General features: G+C 63.9%; 29 protein-coding genes. 27 read left to right on the top strand and 2 right to left on the bottom strand.

Going from position 1 to position 23,681, the window contains the following annotated elements; all coding sequences use genetic code 11:
- Positions 1–268 precede the first annotated feature (268 nt).
- The 10 genes from AVS7_RS21585 to AVS7_RS21540 all read left to right on the top strand — a co-directional run bounded on the left by AVS7_RS21585 (position 269) and on the right by AVS7_RS21540 (position 7,482).
- Positions 269–1,846 carry an ATP-binding protein gene (locus tag AVS7_RS21585; protein WP_020230131.1) on the top strand — a complete coding sequence of 526 codons (1,578 nt, stop codon included), beginning with the start codon at positions 269–271 and terminating at the stop codon, positions 1,844–1,846.
- Between the two features lie 313 nt (positions 1,847–2,159).
- Positions 2,160–2,717 carry a hypothetical protein gene (locus AVS7_RS21580; RefSeq protein WP_020230130.1) on the top strand — a complete coding sequence of 186 codons (558 nt, stop codon included), beginning with the start codon at positions 2,160–2,162 and terminating at the stop codon, positions 2,715–2,717.
- 334 nt (positions 2,718–3,051) lie between these two features.
- The gene (locus AVS7_RS21575) at positions 3,052–3,261 is read left to right on the top strand and encodes a hypothetical protein (protein WP_020230129.1); all 210 of its coding nucleotides are present in this window, start codon (positions 3,052–3,054) and stop codon (positions 3,259–3,261) included.
- Positions 3,262–3,283: 22 nt separating this feature from the next.
- On the top strand, positions 3,284–3,673 hold the full coding sequence (locus AVS7_RS21570) for a hypothetical protein (protein WP_020230128.1): 390 nt from the start codon (positions 3,284–3,286) through the stop codon (positions 3,671–3,673).
- A gap of 97 nt (positions 3,674–3,770) precedes the next feature.
- On the top strand, positions 3,771–4,235 hold the full coding sequence (locus AVS7_RS21565; protein WP_020230127.1) for a hypothetical protein: 465 nt from the start codon (positions 3,771–3,773) through the stop codon (positions 4,233–4,235).
- A 79-nt stretch (positions 4,236–4,314) separates the two neighbouring features.
- Complete coding sequence (locus tag AVS7_RS21560; RefSeq protein ID WP_020230126.1) at positions 4,315–5,001, top strand: hypothetical protein; 687 nt, start codon at positions 4,315–4,317, stop codon at positions 4,999–5,001.
- Between the two features lie 79 nt (positions 5,002–5,080).
- On the top strand, positions 5,081–5,797 hold the full coding sequence (locus AVS7_RS21555) for a hypothetical protein (protein WP_020230125.1): 717 nt from the start codon (positions 5,081–5,083) through the stop codon (positions 5,795–5,797).
- Between the two features lie 95 nt (positions 5,798–5,892).
- Entirely contained in the window at positions 5,893–6,171 is a 279-nt protein-coding gene (locus tag AVS7_RS21550) for a hypothetical protein (RefSeq protein WP_020230124.1), read from the top strand.
- A gap of 283 nt (positions 6,172–6,454) precedes the next feature.
- Positions 6,455–7,267 (top strand): hypothetical protein, encoded by an 813-nt coding sequence (locus AVS7_RS21545; protein WP_020230123.1) that lies wholly within the window; start codon positions 6,455–6,457, stop codon positions 7,265–7,267.
- Positions 7,264–7,482, top strand: a complete 219-nt coding sequence (locus AVS7_RS21540; RefSeq protein ID WP_020230122.1) for a hypothetical protein — start codon at positions 7,264–7,266, stop codon at positions 7,480–7,482. Before AVS7_RS21545 ends, AVS7_RS21540 begins: the two co-directional genes overlap by 4 nt.
- A 117-nt stretch (positions 7,483–7,599) precedes the next feature.
- Here AVS7_RS21540 and AVS7_RS21535 read toward each other — a convergent pair whose 3' ends face one another.
- Complete coding sequence (locus tag AVS7_RS21535; protein ID WP_020230121.1) at positions 7,600–8,943, bottom strand: ATP-binding protein; 1,344 nt, start codon at positions 8,941–8,943, stop codon at positions 7,600–7,602.
- Positions 8,940–9,608 (bottom strand): response regulator transcription factor, encoded by a 669-nt coding sequence (locus AVS7_RS21530; RefSeq protein WP_020230120.1) that lies wholly within the window; start codon positions 9,606–9,608, stop codon positions 8,940–8,942. Before AVS7_RS21530 ends, AVS7_RS21535 begins: the two co-directional genes overlap by 4 nt.
- 159 nt (positions 9,609–9,767) lie before the next feature.
- On the opposite strand from AVS7_RS21530, the gene dsbD reads away from it, so the two are divergent.
- From dsbD to AVS7_RS21450, 17 genes are all read left to right on the top strand, one after another.
- Positions 9,768–11,606 (top strand): protein-disulfide reductase DsbD, encoded by a 1,839-nt coding sequence (gene dsbD / locus AVS7_RS21525; RefSeq protein ID WP_034691347.1) that lies wholly within the window; start codon positions 9,768–9,770, stop codon positions 11,604–11,606.
- A complete protein-coding gene (locus tag AVS7_RS21520) occupies positions 11,603–12,442 on the top strand; it encodes a TlpA disulfide reductase family protein (protein WP_020230118.1) in 840 nt (279 codons plus the stop codon). Before dsbD ends, AVS7_RS21520 begins: the two co-directional genes overlap by 4 nt.
- 2 nt (positions 12,443–12,444) lie before the next feature.
- Entirely contained in the window at positions 12,445–13,212 is a 768-nt protein-coding gene (gene dsbG / locus AVS7_RS21515) for a thiol:disulfide interchange protein DsbG (RefSeq protein WP_020230117.1), read from the top strand.
- 61 nt (positions 13,213–13,273) lie between these two features.
- Positions 13,274–14,077: a sulfite exporter TauE/SafE family protein gene (locus tag AVS7_RS21510; protein ID WP_024002062.1), complete on the top strand. Its 804-nt coding sequence runs from the start codon at positions 13,274–13,276 to the stop codon at positions 14,075–14,077.
- Positions 14,078–14,322: 245 nt separating this feature from the next.
- Positions 14,323–15,297 (top strand): tripartite tricarboxylate transporter substrate binding protein, encoded by a 975-nt coding sequence (locus AVS7_RS24140; protein ID WP_159402801.1) that lies wholly within the window; start codon positions 14,323–14,325, stop codon positions 15,295–15,297.
- Between the two features lie 204 nt (positions 15,298–15,501).
- Entirely contained in the window at positions 15,502–16,869 is a 1,368-nt protein-coding gene (locus tag AVS7_RS21505; protein WP_034691346.1) for a dihydrolipoyl dehydrogenase, read from the top strand.
- A 26-nt stretch (positions 16,870–16,895) separates the two neighbouring features.
- On the top strand, positions 16,896–17,219 hold the full coding sequence (locus AVS7_RS21500; protein WP_024002059.1) for a hypothetical protein: 324 nt from the start codon (positions 16,896–16,898) through the stop codon (positions 17,217–17,219).
- A 445-nt stretch (positions 17,220–17,664) separates the two neighbouring features.
- Complete coding sequence (locus tag AVS7_RS21495; protein ID WP_020230113.1) at positions 17,665–18,570, top strand: DUF3577 domain-containing protein; 906 nt, start codon at positions 17,665–17,667, stop codon at positions 18,568–18,570.
- Positions 18,571–18,626: 56 nt separating this feature from the next.
- Positions 18,627–19,313 (top strand): DUF3275 family protein, encoded by a 687-nt coding sequence (locus AVS7_RS21490; RefSeq protein ID WP_020230112.1) that lies wholly within the window; start codon positions 18,627–18,629, stop codon positions 19,311–19,313.
- Between the two features lie 93 nt (positions 19,314–19,406).
- Positions 19,407–19,730: a hypothetical protein gene (locus AVS7_RS21485; protein WP_024002058.1), complete on the top strand. Its 324-nt coding sequence runs from the start codon at positions 19,407–19,409 to the stop codon at positions 19,728–19,730.
- Positions 19,731–19,829: 99 nt separating this feature from the next.
- On the top strand, positions 19,830–20,219 hold the full coding sequence (locus AVS7_RS21480; RefSeq protein ID WP_020230110.1) for a hypothetical protein: 390 nt from the start codon (positions 19,830–19,832) through the stop codon (positions 20,217–20,219).
- Between the two features lie 76 nt (positions 20,220–20,295).
- Positions 20,296–20,637: a hypothetical protein gene (locus AVS7_RS21475; RefSeq protein ID WP_020230109.1), complete on the top strand. Its 342-nt coding sequence runs from the start codon at positions 20,296–20,298 to the stop codon at positions 20,635–20,637.
- A gap of 109 nt (positions 20,638–20,746) precedes the next feature.
- Positions 20,747–21,397: a hypothetical protein gene (locus tag AVS7_RS21470; protein ID WP_020230108.1), complete on the top strand. Its 651-nt coding sequence runs from the start codon at positions 20,747–20,749 to the stop codon at positions 21,395–21,397.
- Positions 21,398–21,437: 40 nt separating this feature from the next.
- Positions 21,438–22,571, top strand: a complete 1,134-nt coding sequence (locus tag AVS7_RS21465; RefSeq protein ID WP_255352408.1) for a DUF6094 domain-containing protein — start codon at positions 21,438–21,440, stop codon at positions 22,569–22,571.
- A gap of 51 nt (positions 22,572–22,622) precedes the next feature.
- Complete coding sequence (locus AVS7_RS21460; RefSeq protein WP_020230106.1) at positions 22,623–22,940, top strand: hypothetical protein; 318 nt, start codon at positions 22,623–22,625, stop codon at positions 22,938–22,940.
- Positions 22,941–23,040: 100 nt separating this feature from the next.
- Positions 23,041–23,340 carry a hypothetical protein gene (locus AVS7_RS21455; RefSeq protein WP_020230105.1) on the top strand — a complete coding sequence of 100 codons (300 nt, stop codon included), beginning with the start codon at positions 23,041–23,043 and terminating at the stop codon, positions 23,338–23,340.
- A gap of 27 nt (positions 23,341–23,367) precedes the next feature.
- Complete coding sequence (locus AVS7_RS21450; RefSeq protein ID WP_020230104.1) at positions 23,368–23,673, top strand: hypothetical protein; 306 nt, start codon at positions 23,368–23,370, stop codon at positions 23,671–23,673.
- The last annotated feature ends 8 nt before the right edge of the window (positions 23,674–23,681 follow it).

The raw sequence follows: 23,681 nt of genomic DNA, 5'->3' as shown, positions 1-23,681 counted from the left end.
CGTGCACAGCCGAAGCATCGGCAACTGCCAGCAGCCCCGGTCGTTCAGGCTGCGCCGCGGTCTCCCCGCGCCGACCTCCTTGCCCGCATCGCATCGTGCCGCGGACACGCGCCTGCTCAGGGCGTAGGTGCTGCTTCTCCATCGGGCTTCAGCCCATTCCCTTCCCGACAGGCAACTACCGACCGACGCCGCATTGCGGCGCGCTCCGGCATGCGCCGCCATGTCTCCGCGCCTTCCCGGCGCACTACTTCATCCAAGGAACCGCACCATGACTACCATCCGTCTTCAGACGAACCAGAACCGCCTGATCGCTACCTTGCGGCATGCGTTCACCCAGGCCTCGATGCTGGGCGAACTGCTGCAGAACGCCAGGCGTGCCAAAGCCCGCCATGTGCACATCACTGCCGAGGACGACACGCTCACCGTCAGCGACGATGGCGAGGGCATCGCCGACCTCCAGACCCTCATCTGCATTGCCGAATCCGGCTGGGACGAGGACCTCAAGGCCCGAGAGAATCCCTTTGGCATTGGCGTGCTCTCCACGCTGTACTTCGCACGCAGCCTGCGCGTGCATTCGCTGGACAAGGCGTTCCGCGCCACCACCGCCGCGATCATCAACGGTGACGACGTGGAAGTGATTTCCGCGCCGGCGCGCATCGGCACCGAGATCCGCCTATGCGGTGTCGAGCCGCCCTACAAAGGCCCGACACTGACCGAGTGGATCGCCCAGCAACTGGTGCGGCTGTGTGAAGCCTTCCCCGTTCGGGTGACATTCAACGGTACGGAGTTCGACCGCCCGCTTGCACGGCCAGGCCTGGCCTGGCGGGACACGCCTGTCGGCCAAGTACTCATCGACCTGAACGGCGTGCCGTCCCAGTACCGCTGCTATCTCCAAGGGCTTCCCATCGGAGGACGTCCATCGTCGCAATACCACCAGATCGTGGTATTGCGCGACGACATGATCGCCCGCCTCCCGGATCGCCAACATCTGCTCCATGAGGAACAAGACGGCAAGCGCATCGAGGCTGCGGTCGCGCAGGCTTTCCGCCAGGAATTGGTAGAAGCCAAGGAGCGCCTGTCCGGGCCGGAGTTCCTGGTGCTGTACGCATCCATGTGCCTGTCGTCATCCAACGCCGACCTGCTCAACGATATTCCTTTCGCACCGCGCAGTTGGTTCCGCGACTGGGCCAGTGAGCCGCCAGGCTTTCGCACTCAGTGGGCCCGGTTCTGGGATCGTCAACAGGCCGAGGGCATTGCCGCCCGGGAGGCGCTTCAGGAAGCCGGCGTGTGGTCCATTGACGCCGAAGACGACGAGGATGTGCCGACCGCCGAGGTCTATCTGGCGGCCAGACAGGCATTCCTGCTGGAAGAGCACCGTCTCGATGGTGACCACTGGCTGATCGGATTGACCAGTTTCCTGGACCCAGCGCAGATCGGCATCCACCATGGGCCAATTCTCCATACGGAAGAAGGCCTGTCACTCAATGGCGACTACCTCTGCCTCACTCTGGTCGATACGCTGGCCGTCAGCTTTGGTAACGACGCTCACGAGCACTCGGTGGCCGCCATCCGCAGTCAGGGGACGCTCTACGTGACCCGCCACGCCGACGACGTCACCAGGCTCATCTCCGACTATGTCTTCGATGACCGCTACGACGAAGGACGCGAGGATGAGGATGCGCAGGCCATCGCCACGTTCATCGCGGTCGGCTGCTCGGACTCGCCGGCCCGCGTAATCGGAGAACTGCTGCCGTCTTCCTGGCGGTACACCAAGCAGCCCAAGCTCGTTGGTGCCACCGTGTGCCTGCGCTTCGACGACGAGGGCAAGCTGGCCAGCGTGGAGTGATCCAGTCCTTCAGCTCCCTTCGGGGAGTTTTTTTCGCCAATCCGGGGGCGACGAATCCCGATTGCCGGATGACGTGCACGCGCGCCAAGCCGATGCTTTCGGCATGTGTCGCTGCCGTAGCAGCACCATGCCCGCAGCCAGGGTGTCAAGGCTGCCGTGGGATCCACCCGCGCCACCCGCCAGTTCGCCTCGGCATCTTTCCAGCGAACGCTGCCCACTTCGGCACCGATGCCACCTTTCTCCAACCCACGGGATGGCCGCAACGTCCCGCCTGGGGATCGGGGCGCCGCCCGGCAGACATTCAGGATCTCCCATGCAACCCATCACCAAGCAAGACCGCATCACGCTCAAGAACCTCAAGGTGGCCGACTTCGCCAGCGAGGAGACGATGTGCTTCACCGCCACCGTCGTGTTCGACGGCACGCCCATCGCCGAGGCCCACAACGACGGACACGGCGGCTCGACGCTCGTCCGCGCAAGGGAGGGGCAGGCTGCGCATCTGGCCCAGGCCGAGGCCTTCGCCAAGGGCCTGCCGCCTGCGCCGCTCCATCTCGGCAAGGAGGGTGACGAGCCTCACTACATCGACATGACGCTCGACTTCCTGGTCGATGAACTGGCCGATGCCATGCACGAAGACCGCAAGGTGCGCGCCGCGTTCAACCGGGACATCGGCAACAAGGTGCTGTTCATCAAGGACGGCAAGCTGTTGTTCATCAAGGGCATCAAACTGAAGGCCATCGCCGACCGCAAAGCGTACTTCACATCGCTGCGGGCCAGGCAGGGCCAGCCTATCGTCATCCTCGCCGAGCTTCCTCCCGAGCAGGCATTCGACCTGTGGAAGCAGCATGTCATGGTAGATAAACCCGACTGACCCGGCGCCGACGCACCATCCCGACTACCCCGCACTTGATGCGGGGTTTTTCTTCTCTGCGCCCATGAATCGGGGCTGCGCTGGATGCGGTTTTCCCACTGACGCGGCGCGGCCTCCGCGCGAAGCTGCCCGCATGTTCGCTGATGATTCGTCAGCACATGCCAGCAGCCAGGGTTCCAGGCTGCCGCGGGTCACTCCCGCGTTGCCCGCCAGTCCGCTCAGCATCGTCCTGCGGACGAGCGTCCTCGCGACGCCGATGCACCTTCGTCAACCCCAGCGGGAGCTGCCATCCCGCCCGGGCGTGGTCGCCTCGCATCTTCCAAGGAGTCCGACCATGCCACGCGCCTCTTTCGGCGAACTCGCCTTGTTCTGCACCGGCAAGCAATTGCCGCTCGAAGTCCTGAATAGCGCCGCCGGTCACTACATCGGCACGCGCAATGCCGAAGGCCCCGTCTCGCGGGAATCCCGCGAGTACTTCCGCAGCTTCGCTGCCGCGGAACGCGCCCTCGCAAGAGGCGGCTGGTCTCAGCTCGCCATCCCTTGATCCGCTCTGCAAGGAGTCTCTCATGAGCCAACTTCCCCTGGAAGTTGCCGAGGAGATCGCACGGGAGCAGCGGCACTTCGCTGCTGCTCCCGATGCTTTCTTTGAAGCATGGAAACGCGGTGTGCGGATCGCCGGCCCCCGGTGGTTTGGTGACGGCACCCAGCAGGGCTTTGAACAGGCCTGCGACAAGTGGGCGCTGTGCCCCGACGTGACGCGCATCAGCAAGGCCCTGGGCTACCTGAGCCCCGGGGAGCGCATGTTCCTCGCCGCGATGGTGAGCTTCTACAACGCGCGCAGGAGCGCCTCGCTGCTGCGCCGCTGCGGGTTTCAAGGCCTGGCCGACCTGAGCGGTCTCGATCTTGCCCGCCGCCAGGTCATCGCGAACCTGGTGCTGCACTACAACGGCTGGTGAGGCCCCTGCGGGCCACGCCGCCATTCATCTCCACCCGAACGAGGGCCACGCGCCCTCCGGGGTTCGTGTCCTTCTGACTTTTCTGAAGGAGCGACACATGTCCCCCCAACCCAGCTTCGCCGTCGTGCTCGAAGGCGGCCTTGTGCAATCCCTCCTGGTTCAGGACTGGCCGCCGTACCGCCCACTGCCGCAGATTGCGATCGTGGACTACGACACCGAAGACGCCGACCCTTCCGAGATCACGCGCTTTGCCATTGGCTCAAAGCAAGAGGAAGCCGTCTGCCGGGCGGACGCGCCCACGCGCTACGAATCCTTACCCGACGCGCTCTCGCCCAGGGCAGTCCTTGCCGCACTGGGCGCAGCCGCTGAGGCCGAACCTGCGGAGTCCCCGCTGGCGATCGCCCAGGCGGTGCGCAAGAGCATTCTCGAACTGGATGCCCAGCTCAACGATGCCGAGCAGGCACCCACGGGTGACGACTACAACCACCTGTATGTCCTTGCCAACTGCGGCCTGATCGAGGTGCTGAAAGCCATGGGCGATTTCAGTGAGTTCGGCAAATAGGCCGACGTATTTCCATTTCCCCCTCGCGGATGTCCTGTCCGCATGGGCTGGCTTCGCTCATCTATCCAGAGGAGCCTATATGGCCAACAACTACTACGAAGGCACCGGCGTGCTCCTGCTCGACCGGGTGACTCCCGTCATCAAGGCGTTGTTCGGCGCCTTCGCGCTGGACGAGAACTACCCCGGCGAGGGGCAGGCCTACATCGCCCACATGGCCGACGCCGATACCCCTACGTGGAGGCGTGTGCTGGACGGACTGGAAGGGCTTGCCGCTCAACTGTCCATCCCCATGCCCGACGACGAAGGGTTGTCGATTCCCCCGCTGCTTGAACTGATGGCTTCGTATTTCGGGGTCGACGAGAACGACGAACTGGGCAACCTGATCGAACACCACGTTTTCGAGGGCACAGCCGACCTTGATGCGTTGTTCCTGATCGCCTCCAGCTTCGACGATGGCCATCACCTGACCGCCATCCAGTACGAAGGGTGCTGGCATTGCTGCAAACCGCGACTCTTCGAGTTCGGCGGCGACGGCTGCTACCTGAGCCGGGAAGTCCAGATCTTCAGAGCGTCATCGCAGGCCCTGCAACTCGGCGAACAACTGCGCAAAGCGATTCTGGCCGCCGACATCGACGAGGCCTCGGCCTTGTTCGCGCTGGAGGCTGGCGGCCTGCTCGCCGGCATCAATGACGAGCAATTCCGCATGAATGTGCGTCACCGTGTTGCCGAGCGGCTGGCCCAAGTGCCAGCGATCGGTGCCGCCTGACGCTCTTTCCATCTTCACCCACCGGGGTTTCATTCCCCGGTCGGGAGTGGCCTCGGTATTCTCTATCCAGGAGCAATCCATGTCCGAGTCCAACAACCCCTTCATCCGCGGTTATCGGAATCTGCGCATCGTTCGCACGCTGCTCATCACCTGCGAGGACGATTCGCCGCCCGTGTGGCGGCCGCTGCATCCCAGCCAGGCGCATCTGCCTGACGATCAGGTGGCGCAGTTCCCATGCCTTGTCGGCGCCGATTTCGCGCTGATCACGGAGGGCCAGGAAGTGCCCGCCGATCTGGAAGCACTGTGCCGCGCCGACGGCATCGTGCGCTCGGTGGTCTATGCCATCGAAGGCGAGGACTTCGACGGCCAGCGCGGCCATGTCGGAGACACCTACTCCGAGGAGTCCTCACGGGAGGTTATTCAACGGCTGAGCTTCGAGACCGGCATCTACAGCCGGTGCTGGGAAATCAGCCGCGATCACATCTCCATCGAGAGCTGGCACTACCTCGCCAACCTGGCAGACCTTGCCACGCCGGAGGCGTTTCTGTTCATTGCCTTCCGGGTGCCGTACTGCCCGGCGATAGGCGTCAAGCTGATCGCTACGCCCTGGACGGACATGCACTTGGAGCAGGTCGAAGGCATCCGCGCGGAGCAACTGCGGCAAGAGCATCGGAACAAGGGCATGCCGGATGACCTGGCGAACATCCTTGAACTGGCAGGCCAGGCCGACGTACGCATCCTGATCCTCGATGCGGATGCACCGCCGCTGCCGGGGCTGCCGCTGACCGACACGTAGTCGCCGCGCGCCGCCGCAGATCCTTTTCTTCCATTCCCCGTGCCAGCCGGCCTCCTGTCAGGAGGCCGGCTGCTCTCTTTCACAGGAGCAATTCCATGTTCCCCGACCTCATCTCCCCCGCATGCGACTTCGAGCACCAGCTTGGAGCCTGCGTGAACTCCATGACCCAGGACGACGCCATCGGCCAGATCCTGGTATTCGAGCGCGTGCACGGCACGCTGCAAATGCGCCATATCGCCAGCGCCGACCTGGTGGACACCGACATCGACGACTACGAAATGGTCGTCTTCGACGGTGGCAACACCGGCGGCGACTCGTGGAAGCACGTCTTCTTCCCGCGTCAGCGCGAGCACTACTTCGTGTACGAAGCCTGACCCATCCATCCCCTTGCGAGGGGCTTTTTCTCGCCCGCAGCGCGGGAAACCGGGTGCGGCGCAGTGCCGTTTCATGGGGGCGGTAGCCCGACGCTGGGGCCATCCTTTGCGTCATGTTCGTCGGCGTTGCCGACACATGCCCAGGCAGCCGCGACCTTCGAGGCTGCACGCACGGGAAACCGCGCTGGTCGTTTCTTCCTACGGACGCGCCGCGTCCATCCACCCACAAGGGATCTCTCCCTTGTGGGCGGGGAATCCCTTGTTCTTCCTCAAGGAGATTCCCATGGACCGTTCCCTCATCAAATCCATGATGCCTTCGCTTGTCGCAGGCCATGTGCCCCGCAACGTGCGCACCTACAGCTACCGCGTGTACGACGGCTTGCCGCAACCCTCGTCACTGGGATTCGCGTTCGATCCCCAGCCCTTCGACGGCAAGGTAATCGCGGCCAACGACGACGCCATCGTCGTCAAGCTCAAGCCCAGTGAGTTCGCGGTGCTCGATCCTCACCTGGTGACTACCGTTCCCAGCGAAGGCGCCAAGGTGCATGTCCAACCGTATGCCCGCCGCCGCTTTGACGGCCTGCGCGCGGACACCCCGGAAGTAATCACCGAGAAGACCGCGGACGGTGTTCCCTACACCATCACCAGGCACATCCTCGGCTCCGCACCGGCCAAGCTACCCATTCCCGAGCCGCAGTGCATGGAACTGGGGCAGCTCATCCAGCAGTTGGAGGAAATGCCGGCACCCGACGGGTTCCGTCGCATCACCCACATGCTGGTCGATGCGGGCGCCCGCGACTTCACCTGCGTCGATCCCACGCCGTCCAAGATCATCGAAACGCCTCCGGCGATCAGCTTCACGGTCTCGACCGCGAAGTTCGAGGGTCGGGTGACGATCCTGTACGACCGCGCTGGCGACACCTACGTGGTGGAACTGCATCGCGACGGTGAACTGGTCGATCGGCACGACGAGGTGTATTTCGACATGCTCGGTGACGTGCTGGAACGGCTCATCGACGACGGGCGCTGGCGTCTGATCGACGTGAGCGTGATCGACGCCAAGGCCACCCGGCGACGCCAGGCGGTTGCAGCATGACGTCCGAGGCAAATGACTGCTGGGTGGTGTATTCGCCCAACGAGTCGGCCACCAGCGACAGCGCCGGTTTCTGGTCCAACGAGTTCGGCTGGGTCCAGTTCGACCAAGCGACGCGCTTCTCGCTCGAAGAAGCCTTGTACGCAGAGATTCCGGTCGCAGTCGGTCGGGATGCGCGCTTCGTCCCGTGGCAGGAAGCCCGGCAGCACTACGGCTGAGTCCGCAGCCTACCGGCGACTTGCCCCGCAGGCCTTCCATCCGTTCGGGTGGAGGGCCTTTTCCTTCAGGAGGTCTTAACCACATCACTTTGACTCAACGTCTGGCCCGCGTCCCGTTCACGTCTCCAGCGTGCGGCCCAGGGGCATCGAGAACTGCGCGAGCAGGCCCCTGCCATCGCGAGGTGCCAGCGACAGCTCGCCACCGAACCGCGCGGCGATCGCGCGCACGATCGAAATGCCCAGGCCCGCGCCGTCCTTGCAGTTGCGTCCCTGGTCGCCGCGCCAGAAACGCCTGCCGATCTGGGAGGCCTGCTCGCTGCTCAGGCCGGGCCCCCGGTCGGCGACGGCGATGCGCACCCTAGAGGCTGCGTGGTCGAACAACACGTCCACTTCAATTGCTTCGCTGCCTGCCGAATAGCGGATCGCGTTATCCACTAGGTTGCGGATCGAGGTTTCCACCATCGACCTGGGAATCGGCGTTGCGCCGTCTTCGCCGTCAACGGAAAGCTTCAGGCGGTCGTGCCCAACGGCATCCAGTTGCCGGACCACGGTGTTGACCGCTGCCAGCACGGAAATGCAGCTGTCGTCGGGATCGACCGCGGCTTCGGTGCGCGCGAGAACCATCATCTGGTCAAGCGTGCGGCGCAGGCGTTTCACCCCTTGCTCTGCACTGTTCAGCGACGCATGCGCTTCCTCGCCTTCAGTCAGCCGTACCACCTGCAGGTGGGTGTCGATGACAGTCAGCGGCGTGCGCAGTTCGTGCGCGGCTGCATCGGTGAACGCCCGCTGGCTGGACAGCGCCCGTGAAAGCCGCCCCAGCAGGCCATTCATGGCATCCAGCATCGGGCGCATTTCCGCAGGTGAGTGCTCCACCTCGATCGGGGTGACGTCGTCCGTGCGCTTGGCGCGCAACTGCCGGCACAGGGCCTTCAGCGGCGCTAGTCCCCGACCGATGCCAATCCACAAGGCGAGAAGTCCGCCGACGCTGGCTATCAGGAACGGCACGCCGGCCGCACGCAGCAGTTCGTTGATCAGAACATCCCTCTGGTCCATGCGGTCGGCGGTCGCGATCTGGTAGCCGTTCGCGTGCAGGACATAGACACGCCACTGGTCTCCCTGCACCTCGCGCGTGCTGAAACCTGCCGGCAACGCCTCAAATTCGGAGTGCGGCCCATTGGTGGTTTGTGCCAGCACCTCGCCACGTAGCAAGCGTATCTCACACGCAATGCCTTCCTTGCCAGTAACGCGGACGGCTTCTGCCAAGTCTGCACCCGCGGCGCTCGGAGACAGCGCAGCGCGTTCGAGCAGGCCTGAGACCATGCGCGCGGACATAGCGAGCCGCCCGTCGAGGGTCCGGTCCAGATTCGCGTGGACGCTGCGCATCATGAGACCTGCTGCGGCTACCCATAGCACCATCAGAGCGACCCCCGCAATGAGGACGGCGCGAAGTCGCAGGCTCATGGCACCAATCTCCATCCCAGTCGATAGCCGAGCCCACGCGCTGTCTCGATCGCCTCGGCCCCAAGCTTGCGGCGGATGTTGTGGATGTGTACGTTGAGTGCGTTGCTGCTGATTTCTTCACCCAAGCCGTACAGGCGATCATTGAGTGCATCTGAAGAAACCCATCGGCCATCGGCATTGGCCAAGTGCGCCAGAAGATCCACCTCCCTGCGGGACAGCGTGACCGAGTTGTCCTCGAACCAGGCGAGGCCGCTCGCTGGTTCTACGCGCAGCGGACCGGCCGTGATGACCTGCGTAGCACGCCCCAATGTGCGCCTGACCAGCGCATGCAGGCGCGCCGCCAGTTCCCGCAGATCAAAAGGCTTGACCATGTAGTCGTCAGCCCCTTTATGCAACCCATTCAACTTGTGCTCGATAGCATCGCGCGCCGTGAGGATCAATACGGGCAACTGGGGCTCGACGGCCCGTATGCTGGCCAGAAGATCCATGCCGTCCTGATCGGGCAGTCCGAGGTCGAGCACGAGCGCGTGATAGCTCTCTTCGGCATGGATTGACTGCGCCTCTTGTGCCGTGCCGACGTGAGCAACAGCGATGCCATGCTGCCGCAGCCCTGCAACAATTCCCCTGCCGATCAATTCATCGTCTTCTACCAGCAATACCCGCATATTCGGTGCGCCTCGCGCAATCTAGATCCCTCATTGTTAAGGCAAATCCAGGGTGAAATCCGATATTGCAGGAATGTCCATACTCGCGCTGTATCGCTTTAGTTTCACTTAATCGGGTCAATTCATCATCCAGGATCAACCTAGCTGGAGGATTTGGAGTTGTCCTTGTATCGGCGCGTTTTCGCGGCATTCCTGTTGGGCTGCCTGACCCTGGGCAGTGCCTTGGCGAGCAACAGCCTGCTTCCTTGGGCCCGCAGCGAGGTTCAGTTTCTGGACGTGGCCGACGTGTTCAAGCTGGAGGCCGTGCAGCCACATGACGACGCACTGTCCGTGCAGGCGCACGTTGCGGAGGGCTACTATGTCTATCGCCATTCGCTCAAGCTGGTGGATGGGCAAGGCCGTGAAACCAGCACCACGCTTCCGCCCGGAGCATCCAAGCACGATGAATTCTTCGGCGACACGGAGATCTACAAGGGCGATGCGCTGCGACTGCATTTCCCGGCAGCGACAGCGGGTCCTGTGACCCTGCACTGGCAAGGATGCGCCGAAGCCGGCATCTGCTATCCACCGCAGACGGTCAAGCTGGACCTCCCGGCGGCGGGTAGCCCGACGGCGGCTGCAGCGTCACCCCAGCCCACGGTGAGCCCAGCGGCCGCCACGCCCGCTGGCGGCAATGTGGCCGCGGGCGGCATCGCCGAGGATCAAGTCGCGGCGCAGCGGCTGGCCACGCTGGGGCCTGTCTGGGGCACCTTGCTGTTCTTCGGCTTCGGCCTGCTGCTCGCGTTCACGCCCTGCACGCTGCCGATGATTCCCATCGTCTCCACCATGGTGGTGGGCAGCCGGGCCAAACCCAGGCGCGCGCTTGTCCTTTCGTTGTCCTACGTCGTGGCGATGGCCGGCACCTACGCGGCCGTGGGCGTAGCGGCGGGCCTGGCCGGTGCCAATCTCCAGGCCACCCTGCAGTCTCCCTGGCTACTGGGGGCCTTCGCGGCCCTGTTTCTGATCCTAGCCAGTTCGCTGTTCGGCCAGTTCGATCTGCGGCTGCCCTCGGCCCTGATGAACCGCGTCGAATCCGCCGGCAGAGAGCGTTCGGGAGGCAGCATCCCGGGTGCCGCAGCGCTGGGTTTCCTCTCGGCGCTTCTGGTCGGCCCGTGCATGACCGCTCCGCTGGCGGGCGCGCTGCTGTACATCGGGCAGACCGGCAGCGCCGTCTACGGCGGCCTGGCATTGTTCGCGCTGGGCCTGGGCATGGGGCTGCCCCTGCTGGCCATCGCCGTCTTCGGCGCCCGGGTGCTGCCGCGTCCCGGCGCCTGGATGGACAGGGTCCGCGTCGCGTTCGGCTACGTCATGGTCGGCATGGCGGTCATGATGCTGGCGCGCTTTCTGCCCGCCACGGTGAACCTGGTGCTTTGGGGTACCTGGGTTCTGTCGATCGCGGTCGGGCTGGTCGCGTGGGGCCAAGCCGTCGCGGCGCGTCACCGGCTGGCGTGGACGCTGCGCTCTGGCGCCGCCTTCGCTGGCCTCTGGGCCGTCCTGATGCTGGTCGGCGCGGCATCGGGTGGCGAATCCGCGCTGCAGCCGCTCACGCACCTTCGCAGCGCATCCGCGGCGACAGCGCCTTCACCGTCCAAGGTCACCTACGTCCAAGCGAAATCGACCGGGGACGTGGACAGGCTCCTGGCACTGGCGGCATCGCGTGACCAATGGACCTTGATCGACTTCTATGCCGACTGGTGCGTGAGCTGCCATGTGATCGAGCGCGAGGTGTTCGGCGATCCCGTCGTTGCGGCCCGGCTCGCCCGCATGCAGGTGGTGCGTCCCGACGTGACGCGCAACGATGCGACGGACCAGGCGCTGCTCAGGCGCTGGGGGGTCATGGGCCCACCCACGATGCTCCTCGTTGGGCCTGACGGGGCAGAGCGGCGGGACTTGCGCATGGTGGGTGAGATCGACGCCCGCGCCTTCCTCGGCCGTCTGGATTCGGCGGGGGCGACGTGATCGGCATCGGACCCTATTCCTTCTCCGTCATCGCGGTCCTCGCGGCGGTGATCGTTGCCTGGATCGTGGCTCGCGTTTTCGCCAGGCGGCGACCCGACATCACCCCGAAGGCGGTGGATGGACTCATCCTCGATGCAGTCCTTTGGGGCGCGGTGGCCGCTCGCCTGGGATACATCGCCCAGTGGTGGGACGAGTATGCGGCAGCACCGCTGTCCATGCTCTCTATCGGCGATGGCGGCTTCACCTGGTGGATTGGCGTGCTGGCGGCGCTCGCACTGATCTTGTGGAAGACCCGTGCCGCCCGGGCGCAGCGCGCGCCCGTGCTGGCAGGTGCCACCGTGGGCGTGCTGATCTGGCTAGCTGCGGGCAGCACGCTCACGCTGATGCAGCGCTCCGCGCCACCCCTGCCTGCACTGGAGCTGTCCACACTGGACGAGCGTCCTATCACCCTGAACGCCGCTTACGCCGGCCGGCCCGTGGTGCTCAATCTTTGGGCCAGCTGGTGCCCGCCATGCCGCCGCGAGATGCCCGTTCTCCATCAGGCGCAGACAGAGTTCCCCGACGTCGCATTCGTCATGGTCAATCAGGGGGAGCGCGCGCAGCAGGCACGCACGTTCCTGGAACGGGAGGATCTGACGTTCAAAGACGTGCTGGTGGACCCTTCATCCAAGGCCATGCAGACGCTGGGCACCCGCGGTTTGCCGACCACCTTGTTCTTCGATGACCAAGGGCGGCTTGTGGACACCCATCTGGGGGAACTTACCAAAGCCAGCCTCAAGCACACCCTCTTGCGCAACGTCCTCTCTTCGCACCGAACCAACACCGACACGGAGTAGCCATGTTTCCACAGCGTTCACGCTTTTCCTTTGCCGCGGCCAGCTTCATGCTATTGGCCACCGTCAGCCAGGCACAAGCCGCCGACTACCCGCCCGCGGTCAAGGCGCTGGAGAAGCAGGGCCTGACCGTCATGCAGGAGTTCAAGGTGGGGGGCGGCCTGCGCGCGTTCGCCGCCGTCGCAGGCGACCGGCCGATCGCCGTCTACGTGACGAGCGATGGCAATGCCATCCTCGGCACACGCTTGGACAGCAAGGGCGAGCCGCTCGACGAGGCGTCCCTGGAGAAACTGGCCGCCAAGCCGATAAGCGACAAGACCTGGGCACGGCTCGAATCGTCGAAGTGGGTGCGGGACGGCAAGGCCGATGCGCCCCGCGTCGTCTACACCTTCAGTGACGCGAACTGCCCCTATTGCCACCGCTTCTGGGAGGCCGCGCGCCCCTGGGTCGATGCCGGCAAGGTGCAGTTGCGGCACATCATGGTCGGGATCATCAAGGAGGACAGCCCGACCAAGGCGGCAGCGATCCTGGGCGCGTCTGACCCGGCAGCCGCGCTTCTCGAAAACGAAAGGAACTTCGACAAGGGCGGCATCAAGTCCGCCAAGAGCGTTCCCGCTGATGTGCGAAAGATTCTCGATGAGCACCAGGTGCTGATGCTGGAGACTGGCTTTCGGGGTACGCCGGGCATCGTGGTGCGAGAGGGCGACGTACTCAAGAAATACAACGGCATGCCCCAGGGCACCGCCATGAACGAAGTGCTCGGACCGCGCTGATGAGCCTGTCGAAGCAGCTTCCACCCCCCCGCAGCGCAATGGCCGCGGTTGCCAAGGACACATGATGCTCATAGGGGCGTTGCTGGGCCTGGTGATTGGCGCCGTGCTAGGCCTGACCGGCGCGGGCGGCGGCATCTTCGCGGTGCCGGCGTTGGTGTTCGGCCTGGGAATGGGCATGCGCCAGGCCGCGCCCGTGGCGCTGGTGGCCGTGGGCGCTGCGGCGCTTGTGGGCGCGCTGCAGGGCTTGCGCGAGGGCATCGTCCGGTACAAGGCAGCGATGCTGCTCGCGGGCGCCGGCGCGCTGACGGCGCCACTGGGCATCCGGCTGGCCCACTGGATGCCTTCGCGGGAGTTGAACCATGTGTTCGTCGCCGTCATGCTGGTGGTCGCCTACCGCATGTTCCTGTCCTCGCGGCGCACGCCGGAAAACGGCGGGCCGCCCATGGAGCCCGCCCGGGCATGCAGGATCTCCCGGGAAACGGGGCGCTTCGTGTGGAACCTGCGGACCGCCGCCACGCTCGGCAGCGTTGGCGTCGTCTCGGGCCTGGCCACCGGGATGCTGGGGGTCGGCGGCGGCTTCATCATCGTGCCGGCCCTGGCGCACTTCACCGAACTGAAGATGCACAGCATCGTGGCCACTTCCCTGATGGTGATTGCGCTGCTGTCCGCCGTGACAGTCTCCATCGCCTGGAGCCAGGGCCTGGCCCTCGGCGCACCGGCATGGGCCTTTGTCCTCGCCGCGCTGGCGGGCATGACGGGTGGTCGCGTCCTGGCGCCCAGGATTCCCGCCCGGATGCTGCAGCGGATTTTCTCCATCACCTGTGTCGCCGTGGCGGCACTGATGCTCATGCGCGGCGGAAAGTAGCGAGCGCTGGAAATATCAAATATTAATAGACAGCTTGGTCAACCCATGCGTTAGCGAGCCGTACTTCAATGACAAATTGATCAGATGAAACTCCCACCGCGCCTTCGGTATTTCCAAACGACGCGTTCGGAAAAAATCGATTCAACAACCGTTGCTTGCATTGTAGATTGCATCGCGCGAGCGTTCGCACCTTCGCGTCCTCAAGAGGGCGAGATGTTGTCAATATATACGAAATGGAGACGGTCTTGAAAATATTTTCTAGTTTGGTGGCGCCGTTATTGGTACTTTCTGCACTTGCCAGTCATCCGTCAAGAGCTGAAGAAGTGTTTCCAACGAGGCCTATCCATGTAATTAATCCATATGCTGCTGGTGGCATAGTTGACAATATATCTAGATTACTAACCAATAAACTCAGTAAGCAAATGGGGGTTCCTTTTGTTGTCGAGCCCAAGCCGGGAGGTGGTAGCAGTATAGGAACGGAGTACGTTGCGCGTGCGCCGGCGGACGGATACACATGGTTAATAGCGACGACAAGTAATGCGGCCAACATGGCTCTCATGCCTGCTATTCGCACAGATCTTAAGAAGGATTTTGTCCCTGTCGCTCAATTTGCGGTATCTCCCAATTATCTGGTGGTTCCAGCATCGTCGCCAATTTCCAGTGTCGATGAATATGTGAAATTGGCAAAATCAAAGCCCGATGAACTAAGTTACGGCCATGCGGGAGTTGGTTCTACGCCGCACTTAGGGTTTGAGCTTTTCAAGCATGTCGCAGGCATAAGAGTTGTTGCTGTTCCATATAAGGGCGCCCCGCCAATTATTCCCGATCTGCTTTCTGGTCAGTTGTCTGCAGCTTATATGCCTTCCTCCTTGGCAATTTCATTGGCCAAGTCAAAGAAAATCAAAGTGTTGGCAGTTGTTGGAGAGACTCGTACGCAAGAATTCCCGAGTGTGCCGACCATGGGAGAAGCGGGATATCCCAAGGCAGTAGTTACGCCTTGGTATGCAATTCTGGTGCCGACGGGAACACCCTTGGTAGTTGTAAAGAGGATTGAAACTGAGATTCGCTTGGCTCTCGAGTCGCCTGAGGTGTCGACTGGCATAGCCTTTGCCGGAGCGATGCCAAGGTTCAGAAACGGTATTGATACCGAACGAATGATTGATGCAGAAATAGAGAGTTGGCGTACTCTTGTAAAAGCGGCTGGACTCAACATGGAGTAAGTGCATCGAATTGTCGATTTATCAAGCGCTGTGCACGTGAGAGTTTTATCTAAGTCAGTTCGACTGACTATGAATGAGAATTTTTTGGATCAGGGCTATCGCATGCGATCTTGAAAATTCATGCGAGATTGCATGACGGTCGTGCTAGCCTTCTCAAAAACTCGGTTGGTATTTTTTCCATTGGAAGTCGTTTGGAGAGGTTAAATGCAGAAAATGAACGTTGATGCTGTAGTAATCGGCGCAGGGACCGCAGGAATTAGAGCTTTTCAAGAGTTGAAGAATGCCGGCCAGCAGGTAATATTGATCGATCGCGGGCCTTTAGGAACGACATGTGCGCGTGTAGGTTGTATGCCGTCGAAGGCAGCACTGCACGCTGGTATGCGGTGGCGAACTGCGATGCAACTGCCAGCAGGGGCTGTACTCTCCTCTGAAGGACCTCAGGCCCTTTGGGCGCACGCACGCCAAACGCGCGATGTGCTGGCCGGAGCGGCAGCGCAACGCACGCGCGATGCGGCCAGTGGCAACTTGATCATGGCGGAGGCGCGCTTCATCGCCCCAGGCGTAGTGGAGGCCGGCGGCCACCGCATTGAGGCTGGCGCGTTTATCGTGGCAACAGGCTCTCACCCGGTTGTACCTAAGGCGCTCGATGCGATAGCCTCGCACATCCTGACCACCGACAGCCTTTTCGAGCTGGCGGAGCTGCCGCAAACCCTGGGCATACTGGGCCTGGGCGCGATCGGTTTGGAGCTTGGGCTCGCGTTGTCGCGGCTGGGTGTACAGGTGGTCGCGGCCGATCAGAGGGGCGTCATTGGCGGCATCCAGGATCCCGAGATTCAGAAGCGTGCATTTTCACGGTTCGTTGAAGAGTTTCCGATGTGGCTAGGTACCTCCGTCGATATCGGCCTGGAGAGTGGCAAGGTGAGCATGCGCGCTGGCGAGCGGCAGGCTTTCGTGGATCGCCTGCTGGTCGTCACGGGGCGGCAGCCCAACACCGAGGCGCTGGATCTGGCGGCGGCCGGCATTCCATTGGACGGATCCGGCAGGCCTGTCATCGACACCGTCACCATGCGGGCATCGGATGCGCCAGTGTTCTTTGCGGGGGACGTGCAGCCTGATCGTCCCTTGATGCACGAGGCGGCGGACGAAGGCCAGATGGCCGCACAGGCCGCTCTGGCATGCCTGCGCGGCCAAGCATGGCAGGCACCAGCGCGGAGCGTCCCGATCTCGATTCTGTTCACCGACCCGGACGTGTGTGCGGTGGGCCTGCAGCACGACGCCGCGACACAGCAGGGCGCCGTTGTCGGCATCGCCGAGGGCAGTGGCAACGGTCGCTCCAAGGTGCTCGGCGCACCGGAGAACCTGCTGCGGGTCTATGCCGCGCGCGACACGGGCCTGGTGCTGGGTGCCAGCATGCTGCTCACGAAGGGTGAGCATTTGGCGCATCAGCTCGCTTGGGCGATCCATGCGAAGCAGACCGTGAGCGACTTGCTGGCGATGCCCTTCTACCACCCCTCCATCGAGGAGATGCTGCAAAGTGCGCTGAAGTCGGCAGCGCAGCAGCTTCGTACCTGAACCAGACTCCAACGGATTTTGCGACCATGAACCAAAACAACCGTCCTCTGGTGTTGAAAGTGATCCTCCACGCGCCTACCGCGACAGCGCTGGAGCGCGCTCGCAACAACGCGGCGAACCTCAGGCGCGGCGCGCCGGATGCCGACGTGCGCATCGTCGTCAACGCCCAGGCCGTCGCCGCCGCCCTGGATACCGCGCACGGGGAGCTTGACTCGATCACCTGGGTATGTCCCAACACCCTGGCGCGGACCAAGAGGGAAAACCGGGAGCCGCTGCAGGTGCTGAGCGGCCCAGCCGTGCTGGAGATCGCCCTCATGCAGCAAGCGGGGTGGACATACATACGAGCGTAGCCAGGCACTGATCCGGAGATCAGTACGATCGATTTCCGAAGTCTCACCCGCCACGCCGAACGTCTGCAACTGCTCTGCGGTGTCATCAGGAAGGCCGTCAGCAACAGGCTGCTCACACCTTGTCACCCACGCCGACTCCGGGAGGTGCTGCACAGACAAACGGAAATGCCCGGATGCGGATTGATTGCTGCCGCACGCGCGAGCCCCGCCCATGCTGCCCCCATGCCTTGCTGACAGCCGTCAGCAGCATCCCAGGTAGCCACGATCTTCGAGGCTACGGCGCGGTTCCGCCGCGTTGATCACCCAGCTCGCTCCGCATCCGTCCGCGAGCGGCCACCAGTCCTGGTGGCGGATGCTTTCGCCTTATCAACCCACCGCGGGGTTACGCACCTTTCCCCGCATGCGTGGGCCGGTGTGTCTCCGCTCGTTCCAATGGAGACTCACCATGAGCACTACGTCCAACGAGAAATCGTATTTCGACATCCATACCGCGGGCATCGGCTACATCCACCGTGCCCGCAATGTTCCGCCCAAGCCCGGTCGGCGGGGGCAGCCTTTCCTGGCATGCAAGATCGCCGCATTGGTGGGTTCCGCCAAGGATCCCAAGTACCGCTACTTCGATGTCAAGGTCTCGGGTGCCGAGGCCAAGAAGCTGGTCGAACGCTACATCGGCGTTGACGATCCCAAGCAGCGCCCGCTGGTGCGCTTCCGCCTCGGAGACCTCTGGGGCGACGCATACATCGGTGACAAAGGCGAGTACGCCGGCAAGCCGGCCGCTGGCCTCAAGGCGCGCCTGCTCAAGGTCGAGTTGATCGACCGGGCCGAACTGGCTTCGATCGAGCAACACGAGTTGATCACCCGTGGCATCGGCTACCTCAGCCGCGCGAAGGACGTCAGTCCCCCGGACGGTGACCCGTTCCTCGCATGCAAGATCGCTGCACTGTCCGGGCCTGTCGGGGAGCCGGAATATCGGTACTTCGACACCATCGTCGCTACCCCTGAGGCCGAGCACCTGGTTCGCCGGTGCGTACAGGCCATCGAAGGGGACCGCAAAGTGTTGATCGGCTTCAAGCTGAACGACATGAAGGTGGATCCGTACATCCGTACCAAGGGCGAGGATGCGGGAAAACCAGCCGCGGACCTGAAATCCAACCTGATCCACATCGGCCTGATCAAGATCGATGGCAAGAAGGTCTATCCGCTCACTCCCGATACCGGCGAAGCGCAGCAGCCCGACGACGCACCCGCGTCCGAAGCGGAAGCTACCGCCGGCACCGCGGCCGATCCCATCGAGCGCGAGCCCGCAGGCGACATCGAAGAGCACGAGCCGGCGATGGCCGAGTCGTTCTGATCCGGCATGGCCCCTCACGGGGCCTTGCCTCATTCCTATTCCCAAGGAGAACCATCATGGACGCCACATCGGCACCTACGAGATCCGTCCTGCCCATCGTCGTCCCGGGCCAGCTCACGTTGCGGACCATCCGCGGCAAGAACGGCCCGTTCACCGTTGGTCGCCTGACCACTCCCATCGGCGAGTTCGCCGTCAAGGACGCGGAGCTGGAGCAGTACCCCGAAGGCAAGTATGAGGGGGATTTCGTCATCCGCTACATCTTCGCGAAGTCCTACCCGGTCGCGGGCGGCGCACGGTTTGAAGTCCGGGCCAGCCTCGACGGCATGACGCTGAATGGCATCGACAAACTGAGCCGCGACGAGGCCCGCAGCTTCGCCCCGCAGGAAGTCGATCCGCTCGATGAAGAGCAAGGGGCGCAGCCAGCGGCAACGCCGGCCAAGCCGGCCAAAGCATCCAGGCCTGCCAAGTCCGCACCCGTGCAGGCGTCCACGGACCCACTGGTCGATACCACGCCCTTCGGCGTGGATGCGCCGACGCCCGCTGCGGCCGCTGCCCCCGGCAGCGCCGAAGAAGGCGACGCCGCGCTGTTCGGCATCCTGTGGCCGCTGGGCGAGTCCGTGCGGCTCGATTCAACGATCGACCGTCGCGCCCTGCGCGCGCAGATCGCCCGCCTGGGCGAGCTGGGCTACACGCTGGACTTCAAGACGCAGGAGTGGAGCCAGTCCGAGCCGCAACCTGCGTGATTGCGGCCGCCGCATCCGCGGCGCCCTTCATCCACCCGCCGGGGTTCTTCACCCATGCGGGGAGACCCTGGCCTTTTTTTGGAGGTCTCCATCATGTCCACCGTCGCTTGCGACCCATTCCATTCCGCGCTGGACGAGCCCGCCTGGCAGGCTGTCTGCGAGACGGCCGCCGAGCACGCCCAGCGCGGTTGCGGCCTGTCCTGGGACCACTGGGTCACGCTTTTCAGCTCGGAGATCGACGCGCAAGCCAGTCGGTTGCCAGCAAGCCAGCGCGGTCGCGCCCTGGAAATCGCTGCCCAGGAATGGGACTACGCAACACCTGCCGAACGGCAGGAAACCCGGGAGTGGCTCGCCGACAACGGCTGCTGCTCACACGGAATCACCCTCGGCTGTTGCCCAGCCGGTTGCGGTTCCTAGTCCGCACTGAGTTCCATCGCCGCACACGCGGCATTCCATCACCCGCCGGGGGCCTTCCCCACGGGGAGGCCTCCGGCTCCACTTTCCAGGAGGCCTCTCATGGGCTGGTACTTCTCGTCCCAACCGCGATCCGAACTGATCGCGGAACTCGTCGCACCCCAGGAGACCGAGCGCGTCAGCGCGACGGTCATCGCCCACACCCTGCGCGGTAACGTGCTGTGGTCCGTGGTCGAAATGACCGCCAAGGTCGAAGGCGTGCATTGTGATCTCTCGCCGGGCCAGTCCCTGCGCTACATCCGCTGCGACCTGCTCGAATGCAGCGGCGGCCAGTGGGGCTACAAGCCGCTGGACGAATCCATGCACCCGTACTACTACTCGTGCCCGCTGTCCTATCTGGATCTCACACCAGAGCAGTCCGCAGCCTGGCGTGAAGGCGTTCGCACCTACCACGCACATCGGCGTCTGAACCCGGCATCCGCCGAGGCCTGAGCCTATTCCTTCCACCCGCCAGGGCAGCACTGGCCCACGCGGGCGGTGCTGTTCCAGCTCATCCAAGGACACCTCCATGAGCCAGCACTACTTTGAGACCCATCACAAGGGATTTCCCATCACCGTCATGCTCGGCTGGGATCGGCCGCTGCGCTATTTCTTCATGACGATCCGCAAGCCTGCCGAGCTGATCGACAACACCATGAAGGTCGAGGACGAGGATTTCCTCTACAGCAACCTGCACGAGGAAGACCCGTTCGGCCACGGCCTGGACTACTACCGTGCAGTACTGGGCCATTTCCACATCGACGTGCCGAGCAGCATGTTCACCGAAGCCCAGAAGGACTACGCGGGGAACGTCGGCAATCGCGTCGTCAAGCACAAGGCCGATGGTTCGTTCGCAGAACTGGGAGCCTGACGTCACCAGCGGCGCAGCCGGGCATTCGCCTTTGGTACTGCGCTTTTCATCCCTAACGGGGCATTCACTGCCCCTGCGGGCGGTGCGCCCCCACATCGAGGAAACCACCATGCCTGCCATCTCATCCGACCAGCCCCTGTACCGCATCGACGAATGCCCCGACCTCATGTCCGATGCCTGCGTCTGCAGTGATCAGGGCGACCTGATCTTTCTGTCCGTGTGGGCCCGCGATACTGCCGTCCAGCAGTTCATCGGCCGGCTCAGCCTGGGCCGCAGCGAAGACGGCCTGGACCAGTTCCACGTCATCACCGACCAGGGCGGCTCGCTGCCCGTGTTCGTCGGCTCGGTCGAGCGCCTGGAAAAGCGCCTGACCCGCAGCTACCGCCGCACGCTGTTCGGCTCGATGGTCAACCTCTGGCTGTTCGACCGGCGCTGCATCCGGCCCGACAAGAGTTCGGCCAGCGCCTTGGCGCTGCTGCCGCGCTCCGCGGCCGATCCCACGTCACGCCTGTGGCAACTGGTCAAGGACACGTGCCCGCTGCCATTGCTGGACCACTGGCAAACGCCAGTCCTGTCGCTGCTGCGGGAACGCCAGATGCTGTGCTCCTCGCCCGTGGCCCTCGGGCCGCTGCAGGGGTTCCGCCTCTCCATCGACGTTCCGGCGCTCACCGAGGCGCTGGGCGACCTCATCCGCCAGGGCGTGCTCCCCGCCTATCCCTATCCGGCCCGGATCTGGACGCCGGAAGTGGCAGCGGCCTGACGCCACCCCGGAGGCACGCCTTGGCGTGTTTCCGCCCTTCATCCCCGCCAACCAGGAGATTCCCATGGCACTCATGTTTCCCAGGCTCGCTCGGAATTTCGCCAAGAACGGCTACTACCCGACCGACGAAGCCACCCTCGAAAGAACCCTCGGCGCACTGGCACCCGATGCCGGGCCGATGTGCATCCTTGATCCCTGCGCTGGCGAAGGCGTTGCCATCGCCGAGGCCGCCCACGCCCTCGGGCCTGAGCGGGCCATCGCCTATGCCGTCGAGTTCGACCAGGAGCGGGCGGCTCACGCCCGGCTGCTGGTCGATCACTACATCCACGGTGACCTGATGGAAACCATGATCTCGCGGCAGGCCTTCGGCCTCCTGTGGCTCAACCCGCCGTATGGCGATCTCGCAAGGGACACCAGCGGCAACATGGGCTACGAAGGCAAGGGCCGCGCCCGCCTCGAAAAGCTCTTCTACCAGCGCACGCTGCCCCTGCTGCAGTACGGCGGCATCCTGGTCTTCATCCTGCCGTCCTACGTGTTGGATCAGGAGATGGTCGGCTGGCTGACACGCCATTTCACGGATCTGTCTGTGTTCCAGGCGGTGGACAAGCAGTTCAAGCAGGTCGTGGTGTTCGGGCGCCGTGTCCGGCAACGCGACCAGGAGGGCGACGATGCGAAAGCGTCCCGCGCCCGGCTGCTGCAAATCGGCTTGGCCGAGTTGGAGCCGGACGAGCTGCCGTCCGAATGGACGCTGCTGCCGTATGTGGTCCCCACGGCCCTGGCCGAGCCGGAGTATTTCTACCGGGTCAGCATGGAGCCGGAGCAGTTCGCCGACGAAGTGCGGCGCCTCAAAGGCCTGTGGCCCGCGTTCGAGACCCACCTGGGCGCGACCCAGCAGACCTTGCGTGCTCCGGCACGCGCCTTGTCCCAATGGCACCTGGCACTGGCCCTCGCGGCCGGTGCGATCTCGGGTGTCGTGCAGTCACCCTGCGGCCGCACCCTGGCCGTGAAGGGCGACACGTTCAAGAAGAAGGCCTCCGCCGTGGAGTACCGCCAGCGCGACGACGGCTCCCACGCCGAGATCCGCATCCTCACGGACAAGTTCGTACCGGTGATCCGGGCCTGGGACCTCACACCGAGTTCTCCCACGCTGGGCCAGGTTCTCACCATCCACTGATCCCGAAGGCGGCTTGCCGCCTGCGCTTCATCACCCGCAAGGAGTATCCCCATGCTGTCCATCTTCCAGGGGCGCAAGCCCCAGGTTCCGCCGCTCTTCGCACCAGGCACGCTCAAGCTGAGCGAGAAGGTGCATTGGCTGGCGAGCAAGAGCCTCATCGACCCCTTGCCCTACGTGCAGCGCCATGTGCGCGGCGACTGGGGAGAGGCCAGTGAGGCCGAGCGCCAGATGAACGACGTCGCGCTGGAGCAAGGCGCTCCCATGACGTCGCGCTTCCAGATCACGCCGCGGCTGTTCCTGATCGTCACCACCAGTGACGACCAGGGCACCACGGTCGTGCAACTGCCCGAGGAAGGGGCGGTGACCTGATCGACCAACGTCCGCAGCCGCGGCGCTCTTTTCTGTCCACCCACCGGGGTTTCTCGCCCCGATGGGGCGAGGTGCCTCTTTTCCTGAAGGAGTTACCTCCATGTCCACCGTTGTCCAACACGCTTTTCCCAGGTTCAGCCCCGGCCAGGTCGTCATGACCTCGGGCATCGCCAGCCTGGTGCAACAAGGCCAGCTCAATCCCCGTCCGTACCTGCTGCGGCATCTGTCCGCCGACTGGGGCGACCTCGACGACAGCGACCGGCGCCAGAACGACGCCGCGCTGAAGTCGGGCGAGGATCGCCTGTTCTCGGCCTACGAGGTCGGCCCGGACCTCAAGGTCTGGGTCATCACCGAATGGGATCGCAGCGTCACCACGGTGCTGCTACCCAGCGAGTACTGATCTTTTCCAACCAGCGAAGGAATCGCCATGTCATCGCCTCCGCAAGGCTGGCACCGTCGCAAGCGGCTATTCGAGATCGGAGCGCTGGAGTTCAGCGAAGGCGTCGAGCGCCTCATGGACGAAGGCTGGCTTGATCCCATGCCCAGTTTCGAGCGCCACATGCGCGGCGACTGGGGCGACGTCGAGGATCGCCGATGGGTGCAGAACAACGCTGCACTGAAGTCCGGCGGACGCCTCGACTCGTTCTACGTCATCACCCGTGACCTGAGCATCCACATCTTCACCGCGGCTGATCGCAGCGTCACCCGTATCGAACTGCCACACGAGCACTGACCTCACGG

The organism is Acidovorax sp. MR-S7 (assembly GCF_000400995.2).
Lineage (GTDB): Bacteria > Pseudomonadota > Gammaproteobacteria > Burkholderiales > Burkholderiaceae_C > MR-S7.
This window is presented reverse-complemented; position numbering and strand designations above follow the sequence as displayed.